Raw genomic sequence first — 15,713 nt, forward strand, 5'->3', positions numbered from 1 at the left:
AAATTTGAAAACATTACTCCATAAAGCGATGTAATATTCAAGAAGATCCAAGCAATTGAAGAAATATTAGAAGATGTCACAAAAACAAATGTTATTTGTGCAATACACGTTAAAATTGCTCTAAAAAATAAAGATTATCGAAAGAGTTTTTATTGTGTCTTTTCCAATCAGTTTGATTTAAGGTTGGAATCAAACTTATAAAAGATACAAAAAATCTTAATATTAAAGTACTTACTGTAAATAAAATCAGTGAATCAATATTTTTTATAGTCTCCAACCAAAAGAGGAAATAAGCAAGCTTGTATAACTAACGGTGGAACAATAATAATTACTCCATGTAATAATGTTTTTAAATCACTTTTTTTCTTTACCCAAATAATAATTATGATAGTTGTTAAGATAGAAATGAAATAATTACCAAAATTTATTCTTCCTGTCGTAAAAAATAAGGCTAAAGGAATAAAAAAACAGCTGTTTTTGATACGATCGCCGATTCAAAAATGGATAAGCGTTTAAATAGTTTTGAGTATCCTACTGCAACAATTTGTACTAAGATGCTGTAAATGATTATTTTATAATTAAGAATCATAGTAAACAGATCATTAACATTTATATAAAAGAACGAAATTATTATGAATAATAGCGTATATAAATTGTTTGAAAAATTAACTTTTAACACAGATTGTTTTTTATACCCTATTTGATACCTATCAATCACACTTATTAATCCTCTGGACATTGCTGAAATGGTTGAAAATAAAATAATGTAGAAATATGAATCCAAATTTCAATTCTCCTTTATGTTTTTTTAAATAACATAAAATTTTTAATACTCTACTCCCATGATAAGATATTCTTTATGAATATAGAAGAGTAAATTAATATGAACTTTGACAGTACTGCAACTTCTTTTCAGACAATATTTCTAAATAGGTTCAATTTTAGTTGCTTCCTTTTCCAATCTCTCGATAGTCCGATTTCAGAATTTATCTTTATATGTATTGACTTATTCAGTTCGACGATATACAATCGGACTATACATTTAAACTGAATAGTTTAACGATATAAAGGAGCTAATATTATGCCTAGACACCCAAGTTTACCCTTAACAGAAACGACTTATTTAATTTTGTTGTCACTAATAAAACCTGCACACGGCTATGTAATAATGCAAGAAGTTGATCGGCTTAGTAATAACAATGTAAAAATTGCGCCTGGCACCATGTATGGTGCCTTAGATAATTTACTAAAACAAGGTTGGATTAAAGAGGTAAAAAGCGAAGACAAACGTCGCAAAGTCTACCAAATTACTAAATCTGGTTATGATGTCATTGAAGCTGAAACAAAGAGAATGCACGAATTACTTAACTTAGCAGAGGAACTGATGGGAGGAGAAAGCTAAAATGAAACAAATTATAAAAAGGAAAGTATTCTTATTCAAAGATTTAGACAAACAAGAAGCTGGATTAACTCCTTTAGAGAAGAAGGTTATCGCTTTATAAATAAAAAGTTCCCTGCTTGCTTTGTGTTTGAAAAGATTGATGACAAAGCCCCTATTACTCGGATCGATTATCGTGAATTTGAGAAAGCGAGTGAATATCAAAACTATATTCAACTTTTTAGTGATATGGGTTGGACAGTTGTTTCAAGCAGTAAAAATTCCGGTGTACACTACTTCCAGCAAAATGATCCTAATTCAGAAGACTTTATTTATTCAAATAAAGAGTCCTATGCTGAAATATACAAGCGTTACGGCCAACAGGCGGTGAACTGGTCTATTATATTTTTGTTTTTCTTTACTATCTTTTCTACTGGAGGTAACAGTTATTCACTTTTTAAACCAAAGACTGCATTTTTTACACCTGGCTTATGGGAAATGACCGGCTGGCAGTTCTGGTCTTCCTTTATATTTGAAATTCCTTTTGCATTAATGAGACTACTCTCTAAAGTTATTTGGTTGGTATTAGCAGCATGGATGGGGTTTGAAGCTTTTGTAAATAAGCGTAAATATAATGACTTAATTCATAATAGCAATTAATATTTTTGAAAAAACATCAAAGACGACAGTGATGAATTATTACTGTCGTCTTTCTTCATATATGTATTCTTTATATTAGTTCTTCAATATATTCTTATTTTAATAACCTTATAATGATAGATTTTGTTACTCTAACTTTCTTTTATGATAGTTAGTGGATCTTTGACAATTAATCACAGGAAAATAATCTGATCGATTTTAATGTGTCTTTTATTACTTTGATTCTTTTTATTCTATTAAGACTAAATATATAATCTAAACAACACATCAAATCCCATTTCGTTTCTCTGTAGAACTAAGAAATGGCCTTCCTCTTCCAAATAACCATTGCAAGTATTGCTATCATTATACTAATAGTAAATATCAGTACTATTCTAATGTTGGATATCTCAGGCATAGTAAATAATAAAGCATTTGTATTTTTAGGAGCAAACCATTGCGCTAGCATTAAACCTATTGAAACTAAAAAAGCCAAAGAAATATTATTACTAAAGCTAAAGAACAGTAAACCTATTACACCTATGATTACTCCAATCGAAAGGCTATGAAATACCACCCTCATTAAGCTATAACTTGTTGCACCACTATTTATTAAATAGATATAGCTAAAAGTCATTCCCCCGTAAAAAAACAGCCTAACAATGCCTCGCAACACATATATGTATTCAAGCATCGTATTTCTCATTAAAAGAAGATCTTTTATTGGACTTTGACACTCGGCATAAAATAATGTTACAAAAGAAAAGATTCCGGATAAAGGTAAAAATCGTTCGACAACCATCGCTTCATTAGTAGTGTCTAAATTCTTTACCCCAAAAGCAAAGTAAGTGATCCCCATGATAACTAGATAGACAAACACTTCTAGAGGAAAATTATGCTTTAACTCTAGCTTCAATTGAAAGATTGTTTTTGAAAGCATAATCTCCCCTCCTTCTTCTTTCATATAAAAAGGATGTAACGATTATTAAAAAAAGTGCTAGCCCTATCCAAATGCCTCTCCCCACTAGAAAAACATTGACCTTACTATCAAAATACGCTTGATTGCCCACAGAGTTATATCTAATGAGAAGGCCATACCCAATATTATAAAAAACATTTGTGGAAGATGACATCATGTAAACCAAGGAAAAAATAGGTCCTAGAAATCCTAATAAAATACTATGACTGGCTATTGTTAATAAAGTTGTGAGACTTATAACAAATAAAATAATTGGCAATATCCATGATATAACAAAGAAGTAGGATTTAAACGGACACAATAAACTAGCACCATGTACAAACAGTAATTGAATTTCATAATAGGAAAAGAGTACCAAAATAATAAATAGTAGTGACAAACTCATTGCTAAAACCCTTGTCAAAACCAATTTGATTGAAGATGTATTCTTTACATACAGTGTATTTTCAATAGCTTCTTTTCTGTCTTTGTTCCAAAAATATAAACCTATAAACCAAGAAAATAATAAGGTGAAGATACCTGCATAATCACTAAAATACCTAGCAAAAGCAACATCTAAACCTTCTTCCTTAACAAGCAAATAATCCTTAATGGCCTCTTCATAAGACATTCCTTTGTCACCAAAATGAATCTTATAATTATTCTTAGCATAGAAAGAGCCTCCCCCTATTAAGGCGTCTATTTTGCCTAATTGAGTCTCTAATTTTTCTTCAGTAGGAATTGCTAGATTCTGACTCAAAGGAATATCTTCATATGGCATGCCTATTAAATCAGATAAGATATCTTTAATCGCATCTAATTCATCCTGTTCTAATTTATTTTCTCGATAAAAGCCATAAGGATAACTAATAAAATGATTGTTTTCTATATTTAAGTACAAATCATTCACCAAATTAGAAAAAATATAAGCACGATCCTCTGTTAAATAATGACCATATTGCTCTTGTCCTGGGTCAGGTTCTTTAAAATCATAGGAATCACTCTCTATCTGTCCTATAATAGCTATAATCAAGGCTATGGCTACCCCTACAAAGATTAAAGACCTACCTATTCTTTTTAATTCTACTACAAATAATTTCATCTAATCTCTCCTTTCATGAATCTTCATTAAATATGCTGATTCCAAACTAGGAGAGATTCGCTTAAACTGATCCAAAGGTCTTCCCGTATGGATGAAACTTACCATAATACCATTAGCTAATTCTTTTTGCTCAAAGACCATGTACTCCTCTTTAAATCTTGATAAATCCTTTCTATTTACGAGGGTTTCATAAATTCCACCAGAATATTGATTTAATAAATCTTCCACTGATCCATCATAAATAAAATGACCACTGTCTAATATTCCTAATTTAGTAGCTGTGCTTTCTAAATCGCTTGCAATATGCGTTGAAAATAAAACAATCTTTTCTGTCGCTAGATCACCCAATAAATTTCTAAAGCGAATGCGTTCTTCTGGATCTAGCCCAGCGGTCGGTTCATCAACCACTAAAACTTTTGGATCATTCAAAAGGCTTTGAGCAATACCTAAACGTCTTTTCATACCGCCCGATAAGCTCTTTACTTTTTTATTTCTATCTTGGTTTAGATTAACTAAGTCTAATAGCATCTCCACTCGTTGATTTAATTCAAATCGCTTGAGATTATCCAATGTTCCCAAATAGATTAATGAATCTTTGACTTTCATTTCTGGATAAAAATCAAAATCTTGTGGCAAATAACCTACGAGTCTGCGAATCTCTTTTGGGTTCGATTGACCACAGACTTGAATCTGACCAGTTTTTATAGGTAAAAGTCCCACTATTAATTTCATCAGGGTCGTCTTACCGGCTCCATTTTTACCCAATAGTCCATATAGACCATTATTGATACTGATATTGATGTCGGATAAAACTTTTTTCTTGCCATAAGTAAAACTCAAATTCTTAATTTCGATCGAATTCATCCTACATACCTCCCTTTTAAAACTAGTTGAAGTATATAAAACAATTTCCAATAATTTTCCAAGATTAGGCCTTTTTTATAAATAATTTTATATTGGCTCCTACATTATTACTCAAGACCATCTTTACCCCTTGTTTTTTCATTATTTCATCTGTAATGTACAATCCCAGTCCCATGTTACCTACTAAAGGGTTTTCACTAAAGTAGGGCTTATTGTAATTATTGAGGGCTTCTTGAGAAAATCCCAAGCCATCATCTTCTATTTCTACTATTAAATAACTTTCATTTTCATAAAGGGAAAGAGTTATTTGATTTTTAGCATGTCTTTTCGAATTTTTAAGAATATTAACCAAACCTTCTATGAATCTTTCTAGATCTAGGTCGATTTTTTGAGATAAATCTTTTAATTTACACCTAAAAGAAAGATTGTCCTCCCAGCAATCTAATTCTCTCTTTATCATATACAATAAGTCTTTACTCTTGATTGTCCGAATGTCTAGTTCCATATCTGCCATGTTCTGACCTATCTGGAGATTATTAACATAATCTTGAATCCTCTTTTCGCTTCTAGTCATGCGAGATAAAATTCGCTTCACTCTCTCATCATCCGGTTCATAAATTGTATTCAGCATTTCCATGTCACCACTTAGCACAGCTAGTGGATTCTTTATCTCATGTAAAATCGTATCCAATTTTTTAGATAGTTCGTTGGTCTTTTGAATAGAATTAAAACGATCTTTCTTTAATTCTATATTTTTCACTACCAATTCAAAGACTTTCTTACTCAGTTCATTCTGGTCTTCTATATTCGCCTCTTCATAATTTTCTAAAAATTTAAAAATCAATTCTATTTTATGCTTATAAAATAGGTTAAAAAAAAGACAAAAGAATAGGATAATCACCACAATCGGTGTGAAATCAATCATTGCTCGCAATAAATCTGAAAACATCAAACTATTAAGAAGACTCGTTCGGTCAGTTAAAGCATTTGATAAAAGAAAATTTTTCTTTATGTCATTTAAAAAAACTTGTAGAAGCAAACCACACGGAATCGAAAAAATTAGACTAACGGACAAATATAAATTAAATGCCCCTCTCAGTTTCCAATTTTTAGAAAATTCTCTTAGCCAATCCATGAATAGCCCAGCCCCCAGTGTGTTTTTATCAAATCTTCTTCTGAATGTTCTGATAATTTGTTTCTAATATTTCTGATATGCTCCGAAACCACCTGGGGACTGCCATAGCTGTCAATTCCCCTTAAACTATCATAAATTCTTTCTTTGCTAAAAATTTGTTTGGGATTATTGATGAGTAAGGCTACTATTTCATATTCAGTTTTTGTCAACTCAATTTCATCACCATTAACTTTGCAGGTTCCAGATTCAACAAGAAGCGAAATATTATTTGATTGTGCTTGTCCTTTTCGATCACCTCTAGTTACGTTAGTATAAATTCTCGCATAGAGCTCATCTAAAGAGAACGGCTTGGTAATGTAATCATCTCCCCCTAACATTAGGCCTTTTATTTTATCTTCTTTATCAGATCTTGCTGATAAAAACAAAATTGGCATTAACCATCTTTCTCTTAGCCGTCTACAGATTTCAAACCCATTATTTCTGGGCAAATTGATATCTAAAAGGATTAAATCGACTCCAGATAGATCGTTAGGAATTTCATCAGAATTATAAGCTTTTAAGACAGTTATCTCTTTGTTTTCTAAAAACATTTCCAGCATATCCACGAGGTCTCTATCATCTTCAATGATTAAAAGCGTTTTGTTTTGCATTATAAGGGCAACTCCTTTATTAAATAATTCTTATCGTTAAGCCTAGAGAATTTAATATAAATACATACAATATTACTATTCGTTTCTCAACATATTCTTCCTAATGCTTCGATTATGACTTTTTATCAGTCAATCATTGAAGAAGACAAGCTGCTTTTATTCTTGAAAAACTTGAAACTAAAATAAATTATCCTCATTCAATACTTTCTACTATGTAGGTACTATTTCAAATTACATATATTTTATACTTAAAATCATCCGTATGCCAAATCAAAAAACTATTCATACATTACAAAAGACAAAGAATATACATTTTATCAAAGGACAAAGGCTATATTAAGATCCTTTTACATGGCCTTTTATCTTTTACACAATTATATGATTTTTATCAAATTTCTCAAAAAGTTTTTTTAGCAGTTCTTGTCAACTATCATTTCTTCCATAAGATTATTCCTCCTCTTCAATTAAAAAAATATCTTAAACTCATTTTCAAAGGTGTTTTTTAGAGTTTTTTTATATCGAAAACAGTATCACAACTTCATTTTTCACAAAAAAACAATCCCCTAAAACCATGGTATAAAATGCTTTAAGGGATTTTAAATTTTCTTCCCACTCCTTGAAATTTAAGTTGAAATAGCTATTTATAGGGATTCTTGCAGTCAATTATATGAACAAAAGGTTGTTTTCACTCTTATTATGCTCAGTTTTAGAGAAATAGTATAATTATAGTATCAAAGAAGATATATACTCCCCGTTTATAATTTTATATATTTTGTAGCTCTACCTTGCCCCACTTTTCTGACTAAATTTTCTTCCATTAGATGATCCAAAGCTCTGAGGCTCTTATATTTATCAAAACCAGTTATTTTTTCAATTTCCAATCTACTCAATTCTTTATTTATAGGCATTCTTTGTAAAAGAACAGATGCACTTTCACTTAAACCTTGTATTTGATCTGTCATTATGGGTAATCTAATCATAATTGAATTGGGATACACTTCAAAAATAGGCTGTCTTATTTTTCCTTGATATAAATGTTTTATTCGTTTTATTCCTGTTGCAAATTTTTCTATTAAACCTAATCTATTAAACAAGCTCCCAATTTTTTCATTTCTAAGAATAGAAATTTGCCCACTAATATATTCCTCTTTACTTAATCCTTTCGGTAAGCTTCCTGGTGAAGATATTTCAATATATTGATCATAAATTTCTACTTTAATTGATGCTGGAATACTCCATTCTCTATACACTAGAACATTTGCGATCGCTTCTCTAAAAGCATCTTCCGGAATCATCTCGATCGTTTTTCTAATAATTCCTTCAATTTTTTCGTATTTAAAATATCTTCTCTATACTTCTACAGCTTGATTATATGCACTAAGTATAGAAACATTTTCAATTAAAATTTTCTCCTTAAATTCATTAATATCAATACCAAACGTAACGATATCAATCATTCTAATATTATTTTCATCAGATATAATTTGTGCTGCTAAATTATATCCCTTTCTATCATCATATAAGCCTAGTATTTTTAATATATCTAAACTTAGTTTATCCATATTCATCTTTTTGCGTAGTGCTTCTTCTAAAAGGTTAAAGGTTAGTTCTTGATTTGTTGGAGGCAAATCTTCATAATTTTGCTTCAAACCTTCTAATATAAGTCTCTTCATTTCGTCTCTATCATCTATAGGTAAACTTGAAAAATCTCTTCTCATATACGCTCTATTCTTATATAGATAGGGCTTAAGCCCACTTTCATAAACTTTTAATTCAACAATTTCTTTTATTTCATCTATTTCTATACTGTACTCAGGAACTGGCCTAATGCTATCATTAATCTTGTTTTCAATCCTTAAGGAAAGTTCTTGTAAGTCCTTAAAGTGAACAGAGTTACCACTATCATCTACCCAAAATTGTATAATACCATCATTATAGTTTGCGTAAGCACTGACTGTTTTTAAAAAACTATCGGATAGTTTGGATTTAAATTCTAAATATATGTTTCTCTAGTATTCATCGTTAACCTCCATAGATTTATCGTATTAAAGCAAACGCAAAAAATAGTTTTATCTTGTAGTTATAAAACATAAAACACTGAGTACTACTCCCACTCCTTGAAATTAAAGCTACTTACAGGGGCTTTTGAAAGCCACTTTTGTGAACAAGGTCCATTTTTCACTCATATTATTCTCTGTTTTTTTAAGGAATAGTACCATTTTAGTATCAGAGACTCCTAACTCGTTCCGTCTCTCTATCATCAATTATAAAACTACCCTCATTGATTTCGTTAAGTCTGGCAATAAGCTTTACAAGTAAATCCAACATTCTTTCTTTGTCAGCCTTTTCCTGGTCAGTATTTGTGATCACTCCATTTTCAGTGAGAACATAATTTGACGAGTATAAATCTTGTATTATTTGATGTAACCTCATTAATTCATCGTCTTTAACAATGAGTTCAATATCATAATCATATTCTCCTTTATCTTCATCAAACGTGCATCCCCAGATTGGGCCAGCCCATATATGGAGCATGATTCTTACTGTTTCCATTAATTGAATCTCCTCGCTACAGCTTATTCAGAGGTGCTAAAACTATCAACAAGCTTACAAAGTCATATTTTTTTCACTTCTCACCTTCTGAAACAATCTTTAATAATTTTGCGAACTCCTCTGCTATCTCTCCTGGTGTAAGAATAGCTGTAGTCATCGCTTTTCTATCAGCTATCATCGGACTATAATTAGCCACTTCCTTTTTGGTTAACTGATGCCAGATTGGCAAAATTCTTCCACTTTCTATACTTTCCATTTGAAATAAACCATTTAATTCCTGTTTGGTCCAATACTTACCATCTGCTATATATGAAGGAGAAAGCACCACTATTCCATACTTCGAATGCTTCAACCCACTATCAATTTCTTCCCGTAATGATGAGCCCCAAACAGTATCTTTGTTGTCATACCAAACTGAAACACCTTTTTTCATAAGCTCATCAACTAGTTCATTTACAAAGCTCTCCTTATCCTCATAAGCATGAGAAATAAATACGTCATACGCTCTTTCACTACTCAATGTTTTATTTATCGATTCTACTTTTGATATAGCTACACCCTCTAGTTCCTTAATTCTGTCCTCATACATACGTTGGATCTTTTGAGTCTCTTTTGTTTCTTTCTTCTTCAAATCCTGCTCTGCCTTCTGGAGTTTTTGATATACTTCATTTCTTTTCTTTCGTTTCTCACCAATTTTCTTAGAGTAATTCGCACTCTTCGCTCTTGCCTTGGTTGCGATCTCTTGATACTGACTAATTTGTCTTAATTTACTATTCACAGTAGCTTGAGAAGCTGATTTACTTATTGTAACTTTTAATGCCTTAGATTCTTTAAGTGCAGCCTTCCTATCTTCCTCTGCACGCTTTTTTTCTAAAATAGCGATATCTTTATCAAGATTATTAAGTTGGCTTTGATATTGTTTAACTGACATTAAGCACCTCTATAAGTATCCTTTAAAAACATCTCTAACCTTAACTACTCTCTCAATTACTTGATTCATAAGTTCAGGATAATTACCTTGCTTATTGAAGTTCAAACCAGGAATGTATGATTTAATTCTAGATGCTTTTTTATCATCTAATCTTTCCCAGTGCATATTAAAGCCTAGTTTAGACTCTATTTCATCCCTATGTTCATAAAGATTATCAAATAAGTCTTTACTATCTCGAACATAAAGTTCTACACCGATGCTTCCATCTTTATTAACCAATGTAATACTGATATGAGCATCACTTGTGCCTATTGCTACATCATACCAGTGATCTGTAGTTGCCTTTCTAACATTAAATGGCTTTCCACTTTCTGTAACAACTCTATTGAACTCTGTCCAGAAGTTTAGTCTTTCGGCTTGAGTTTTCGATAAGTCACCATCTTTTACACTCTTATTGCTCTTGATAAAATCATTGGGTTTTTCTACCACTCTAAACATCGGAGCTGGTAAAGAGTCTCCAATTTTATAAGCTTTAATCTCTAATAGAAAAAAGGAGATTTCTTTAGCCATATTGTTGTTTAGCCATTCGATAGCACTCTTATGCTCTTCTCGAGCTTCCTTAACAATCCAGATAATGACATTTGCATCTAGCCCTGAAGCATAAGTAATAACTTTTCCTAAATGATCGTGATCAGTTGAACCCAATTGATTTTCAATAATGATTTTTACACCAGTTGTTTCATCAACAGCTACTAAATCACAACGATAGGAACCTACATAAACCTCCTTGTCTATATCGGTCAATGTCAGACCTACTGTGTCATTTAATAAGTCTATATTTTCATCTTTGGCTAGCCAGTTAGAAAAATTATATTGTTCGTGTGCCCATAACTCTCTAATATCTACTTCTTTTAATCTTCCTAATTTTGTATTTGCACTCATAACTTCCACCTAGTTTTCATATTTCTTCTTATAATAATCAAGTGTTTGATAGAACGCTTTAATTTCTTCTATTTGCATATATTTTTTCATATATACAAAGTCAGGGCCTCCTATGTTATTTACAGGAAGCATTATTTTTTGTCTCTTTAATCTTGCTGTACCCATTTTATAACCGTATCCATATTTTTCTTTTTGACTTTTTATACTCTGAACTAAGAACATTGAATAATATTTATCTTTGTATTTAGATCTAAGCTTTCTTGTATCATTGCCATATAAAGCTTCGTAAGGGTGATAGAAGGCATATCCCACTGATCCATTTCTGTTTACACTAATACATCCTCTTTCTAGTGTTGGGTTTTTATTTGATATAAAATATCCAATCCCATTGTTGTTTGCTGTTCCCGTTACATATGGAATATCCCCATCAATTCTTTCTTTTGCATAAATATCACGACCCCCAGAAATATCAACAAGGTCTTCTAACCAAAATTCCTTCCATTCTTTTTCTTTTAGTAAAGGTAGACGTAAAGCCTCGGAAATGGCTAATCTATATATATATATATATATATTCAAGGGCTTTTTCAAGCTTTTCAACTTCTAGCTTTTGCATAAATTTACTCATATAGTCCCAGTGTGGATTGCCCTTTTTATCTGCTGGTAATATGATTTTTTCAGTTCGAATTCTTTTATCATTAATCTCTCTATTAAATGAATATTTTTCTTCAAGTCTTTTTATTATAGTAGCCATGAAAAGATAAATATGTTTATCTGCATTTTCTAATGTTAGTGATGTTACATGATCGCTTGCTATATACTCATACTGATGATAAAAACAAGAACCTACACTCCCACTATTAGCTATTGTTAAATTTTCTCTAAAAAACCTAACATCTTTTTTGTTTCCAATAAATCCATCAACCCCATTATTAAGGCCAGTAGATGAAACATAAGCTATATTTCCGTCAATATGGTCAGCTTTTTTAAGTCTTTTCCCTCTTTGAATTTTTCTAAATAATTTATCAAATGGAAATACTTTCCACTCAACATCTTCAAATCCAACTAAATCAAAAGCTGTTTCTAGTATTTTTTGTTCATAGTAGTTAATAACATTCTCTGCAATTTCTTTTTGCTCTTGTTTGATATAATCTTCCATAAATTGCCAGTTTACTTTACCATTTGCATCCACAGGCAACAATATCTTTGTCCTATTTAATCTACCAAGCGTCGCTCCATTACCTCCCCAATTAAATTTTTGCATCTGTATTTTGAGTAGCGGGATTAAAAACATAGCAACTCTTTTATTTAGGTTTTTATTTTTAAGAACTTGTATGTTTTGGCCTGTATAAAATGGATTTTCTTGATAAAAAACAGTCTGTGTATCTAAACCTATACTTATAACATTGCCTTCGTCTATTCTATATCTAATATCTTGTTCTTTTGTAATAAAAAGGCTGATTCCATTATCCATATCACTTCTTGTTATATATGGAATCATCCCCGCATTTAAATTCAGTTTGTTTTTATCAATTCCACTACTTGTTGACGAAATCTTAAATATTCCTTCTTCACCGCCAATAAAAAACTCTCCCCACTCCACATCATTTAAGGATAGTCTATTTTTCATCATAAACCTCATCTTCCTCAGCAACTAACAATTCTTCTGCCCTATGAATCTCATATTCATTCTCATCTTCTTCATCTTCTATCCCAAATAAATATCCTCTTCCATGAGTTATCATATTCACTTCAAAGGTAATGTAATCAGCAATGGTGTTTCTAAAGTCTTCTTCTGAAGGGATTTCATCGTTAAAGTAATAGAAAGAATGTAGCCACTCATCATCTGCTTCAACTGTCGTTTTGACACAGAATTTTGTTTCGCTATCTATACGGTCAAACCAGACATCAAGAAGGTGCTGCTTTTTATCTTTTGCATTTGGTGTTTCAACCAAGCCTACATGCTTAGATACCATATATCCGTCATCTTCAAAATTTATAAATTTACACTCTTTTTTCTCATAGTGAGAAACACCTGCTGTGAATATAGCAATACAAGGATTTACCCCAACTCCATAGAAAGTATCTTTATTCAAGGTAATAACACCCTCTAAGGTATGGTTTTTTAATATATTTGCCTTGATTTCCTTTTCGACTTTTGTTTTTCCCGTCATGGTAGATTGGGGAACGATAATAGCAACTTTTCCATCTTCAACCATACAGTCCAATAGATGCTCCGTAAAAGCAATTTCATAAAGATCTTTATTTGCACTTGACCCTTGAGAATATGGAGGATTCATCATACCAATTGTGGGATGCCACTCCTTTTGGATTTTTGCAGGATTTAGTCTTAGAAAATCCGCATTTTCTAAATTGCTTTTCCCATCTCCACGTAAAATCATATTGGTCGTTGCAATGGTAAACATATAGGATTGAGACTCAACCCCAAAGAGCTGATTTTTCTTTATTTCTCTTTTTTCTTGAACATCTCCCGTTTTACTCAACATATTGTGCATAGCAGATATCAAAAAGCCAGCTGTACCACAACATGGATCAAATATGATGTCAGTGCTTTTTATATCTAATAAATCACAGAATAAACTGGTGATATGTTTTGGTGTAAGAATAATTCCTAAAGACTGGCCATCTCCTCCAGAATAGGACATGAACTCTCCATAGAATCTTCCTAAATAGTCTTCCCCATTTCTGTTGTATCTAATATTTTGATAGATTCTTTTTTCTAGAAATTCTGTATAGTGCTTTAATGGGGTTTTACCAAGGGTGTTATTCACCTCATTAATTAAAGTATTATCTCTAATTACAGAAAACTGACTCAATAATTTGTCTTTTTTTACTTGGGGAGAAACATTAGCTCGGTCAAGATTATCTTTTATTGCCTTATAAATTTTTTGACCATCGGTAGTTTTTTCATTTGTATCACCAATTAAACTGCCAATAGAAAAATTACCATAATCTGCCTCCCTTAGGGCCAGTAGTATTCCTGAAACAATTAGTGGCTTATCCTTATCTTGAATTGAACCATAATTCCTCAAATCTTCATGAAGCTCTGCTGCATCTTTTAAAATTTCTTTTGTTTCTTTTTCTTGATTGGTGTCTTCTTCTAAAATCTCTCTGATGTAGTACTCATCTATATTATCTTCATTAAATAATATAAAACTTTCAACTTCTGGTAGTTCTTTATAATTGCCCCTTTCATCTACAAATATAGGGCTTATCCTATGACGCTTCTCATTCCCTGAAATACCAATAGCTATAATTTTTTTATAAGATGTATTTTTTGCTAGGTTTTTACCATAAAACAAAGCTCCGTTAACTGCATAATCACAGATAGCCTGTGTTTCTTCAGAAATTAAATCTTCTTTTGTTCTTATCTCATGATTGGAAACGGAAGCTTTATTTTCAATGACAATCAAAAAGTCCTTAACTGTACCTGTGTATTCTGGATAACCGACATTACCAGTTCCCCTTTTTGAAGCAGTCTTTAAGGCATCATTAATTTCTTTAATTGTTGATCCTTGTGGGTCTAGGTCAATATTTGCTTCTTTTAATAAATCATATACCCATAGGTCTGTACTTTTTTCCTTCTCTTGTATACTCATCTTATCTACTCCATTTTCTACTTGATAATCACACAATTTACTATATCCCAAACATTACGACCTAAAGCTTAATAAACTACTCCCAACACATCCATACTAAAAATTTTGTTTTTGCCATGTTTTGCTGAAGACATTCCTACTTCAATTCTTAAATCTTTTTTATACATTTTTCGCTCTTCTAAAATTTTCCAGAGCTTACTGTAATCAAATGCCATTCTTTTATCTCTCAATAACAAGCTAAATCTTACTATTTGACAATGATCAGAATAATCCCAGCCATTATTAAGATAACCCCAATCCCTAATTCAATTAAACCAACTCTACGTGCATAAGATTCTATGTCACTTCCAGCTTTATAATCTGATTCAAATCCATTGATTAGATTGTATTTCTTTTTAAAATAGATTAGATATCCAAACATGCAGAAAGTAATTCCTAATCCAATCAATACTATCTTTAATAAAGTCATTAATATCTCCTCCATAATTTTAGCTAATCATCAAAAACAGCTGAAATTTTTCGTCTTTTATTTCTTAAAGATAATTATATCAAACACAACTTTGCTTTTAAATAAAGGCTCTATAATAAATAGGGTTGATGGAAGAAAAACACTTCCTTCAACCCTATTTCTTCAACCCTATTTTTTGGTACACAAAAACACAGAAGTCCGATCTATTAAAAGTGGTAACTAAAATAGAAAGGACTCTGTGTTATGACTCATGATACTCCATATAAAAGACCCTAACGTAAAATTATCTGATCATTGTGTGGAAAATATCTAAAATAAGCTTCACATAAAGCGTACACTGACCTATCCTGTTGATAGCTGTCTTTGTTGCCAAAAGGAAGGAGTTGTCGTTAAAAACGGCACACGCTCCTCTAGAATCACTTACTTAGAAAGTGCAGGGCAAGCTTGCTACTTACTTTTAAAAAAACAACCTTAC

General features: G+C 31.4%; 17 protein-coding genes. 2 read left to right on the forward strand and 15 right to left on the reverse strand.

Annotation, left to right across the window (positions count from 1 at the left end; all coding sequences use genetic code 11):
* The first annotated feature begins 1,081 nt into the window (after positions 1 to 1,081).
* Positions 1,082 to 1,402, forward strand: coding sequence for a PadR family transcriptional regulator (locus ACQV2P_RS01605; RefSeq protein WP_428882452.1), 321 nt, complete (start codon positions 1,082 to 1,084; stop codon positions 1,400 to 1,402).
* A gap of 96 nt (positions 1,403 to 1,498) precedes the next feature.
* Positions 1,499 to 2,038, forward strand: coding sequence for a DUF2812 domain-containing protein (locus ACQV2P_RS01610; protein WP_428882468.1), 540 nt, complete (start codon positions 1,499 to 1,501; stop codon positions 2,036 to 2,038).
* Positions 2,039 to 2,333: 295 nt separating this feature from the next.
* On the opposite strand, the gene ACQV2P_RS01615 is transcribed toward ACQV2P_RS01610, so the two are convergent.
* The 15 genes from ACQV2P_RS01615 to ACQV2P_RS01685 all read right to left on the reverse strand — a co-directional run bounded on the left by ACQV2P_RS01615 (position 2,334) and on the right by ACQV2P_RS01685 (position 15,238).
* Positions 2,334 to 2,957: a hypothetical protein gene (locus tag ACQV2P_RS01615; protein ID WP_428882453.1), complete on the reverse strand. Its 624-nt coding sequence runs from the start codon at positions 2,955 to 2,957 to the stop codon at positions 2,334 to 2,336.
* Positions 2,911 to 4,077 carry a hypothetical protein gene (locus tag ACQV2P_RS01620; protein WP_428882455.1) on the reverse strand — a complete coding sequence of 389 codons (1,167 nt, stop codon included), beginning with the start codon at positions 4,075 to 4,077 and terminating at the stop codon, positions 2,911 to 2,913. The genes ACQV2P_RS01615 and ACQV2P_RS01620 overlap by 47 nt, the downstream gene beginning before the upstream one ends.
* Complete coding sequence (locus ACQV2P_RS01625; protein ID WP_428882456.1) at positions 4,078 to 4,941, reverse strand: ABC transporter ATP-binding protein; 864 nt, start codon at positions 4,939 to 4,941, stop codon at positions 4,078 to 4,080. It abuts the gene before it with no gap.
* 64 nt (positions 4,942 to 5,005) lie between these two features.
* On the reverse strand, positions 5,006 to 6,076 hold the full coding sequence (locus tag ACQV2P_RS01630) for a sensor histidine kinase (protein WP_428894528.1): 1,071 nt from the start codon (positions 6,074 to 6,076) through the stop codon (positions 5,006 to 5,008).
* On the reverse strand, positions 6,064 to 6,726 hold the full coding sequence (locus tag ACQV2P_RS01635) for a response regulator transcription factor (protein ID WP_428894530.1): 663 nt from the start codon (positions 6,724 to 6,726) through the stop codon (positions 6,064 to 6,066). Before ACQV2P_RS01635 ends, ACQV2P_RS01630 begins: the two co-directional genes overlap by 13 nt.
* Positions 6,727 to 7,481: 755 nt before the next feature.
* Positions 7,482 to 8,021, reverse strand: a complete 540-nt coding sequence (locus ACQV2P_RS01640; RefSeq protein ID WP_428894532.1) for an ATP-binding protein — start codon at positions 8,019 to 8,021, stop codon at positions 7,482 to 7,484.
* Positions 8,022 to 8,075: 54 nt separating this feature from the next.
* A complete protein-coding gene (locus tag ACQV2P_RS01645) occupies positions 8,076 to 8,729 on the reverse strand; it encodes an AlbA family DNA-binding domain-containing protein (RefSeq protein ID WP_428894546.1) in 654 nt (217 codons plus the stop codon).
* 223 nt (positions 8,730 to 8,952) lie between these two features.
* Entirely contained in the window at positions 8,953 to 9,279 is a 327-nt protein-coding gene (locus ACQV2P_RS01650) for an RNA helicase (protein WP_428882461.1), read from the reverse strand.
* A gap of 73 nt (positions 9,280 to 9,352) precedes the next feature.
* Complete coding sequence (locus ACQV2P_RS01655; protein WP_428882462.1) at positions 9,353 to 10,210, reverse strand: toll/interleukin-1 receptor domain-containing protein; 858 nt, start codon at positions 10,208 to 10,210, stop codon at positions 9,353 to 9,355.
* A 9-nt stretch (positions 10,211 to 10,219) separates the two neighbouring features.
* Entirely contained in the window at positions 10,220 to 11,152 is a 933-nt protein-coding gene (locus ACQV2P_RS01660) for a DUF4268 domain-containing protein (RefSeq protein ID WP_428894534.1), read from the reverse strand.
* Positions 11,153 to 11,161: 9 nt separating this feature from the next.
* Positions 11,162 to 11,740, reverse strand: coding sequence for a restriction endonuclease subunit S (locus tag ACQV2P_RS01665; protein ID WP_428885352.1), 579 nt, complete (start codon positions 11,738 to 11,740; stop codon positions 11,162 to 11,164).
* The gene (locus tag ACQV2P_RS01670; RefSeq protein ID WP_428894536.1) at positions 11,703 to 12,779 is read right to left on the reverse strand and encodes a restriction endonuclease subunit S; all 1,077 of its coding nucleotides are present in this window, start codon (positions 12,777 to 12,779) and stop codon (positions 11,703 to 11,705) included. The genes ACQV2P_RS01665 and ACQV2P_RS01670 overlap by 38 nt, the downstream gene beginning before the upstream one ends.
* Positions 12,769 to 14,763 (reverse strand): HsdM family class I SAM-dependent methyltransferase, encoded by a 1,995-nt coding sequence (locus tag ACQV2P_RS01675; protein ID WP_428894425.1) that lies wholly within the window; start codon positions 14,761 to 14,763, stop codon positions 12,769 to 12,771. The genes ACQV2P_RS01670 and ACQV2P_RS01675 overlap by 11 nt, the downstream gene beginning before the upstream one ends.
* 74 nt (positions 14,764 to 14,837) lie before the next feature.
* Complete coding sequence (locus ACQV2P_RS01680; protein WP_428894537.1) at positions 14,838 to 14,984, reverse strand: helix-turn-helix domain-containing protein; 147 nt, start codon at positions 14,982 to 14,984, stop codon at positions 14,838 to 14,840.
* A 32-nt stretch (positions 14,985 to 15,016) separates the two neighbouring features.
* Positions 15,017 to 15,238 carry a DUF3784 domain-containing protein gene (locus tag ACQV2P_RS01685; protein WP_428885350.1) on the reverse strand — a complete coding sequence of 74 codons (222 nt, stop codon included), beginning with the start codon at positions 15,236 to 15,238 and terminating at the stop codon, positions 15,017 to 15,019.
* Between the last annotated feature and the right edge of the window lie 475 nt (positions 15,239 to 15,713).

This window comes from Facklamia sp. P12932, from assembly GCF_050409545.1.
GTDB lineage: Bacteria > Bacillota > Bacilli > Lactobacillales > Aerococcaceae > Facklamia.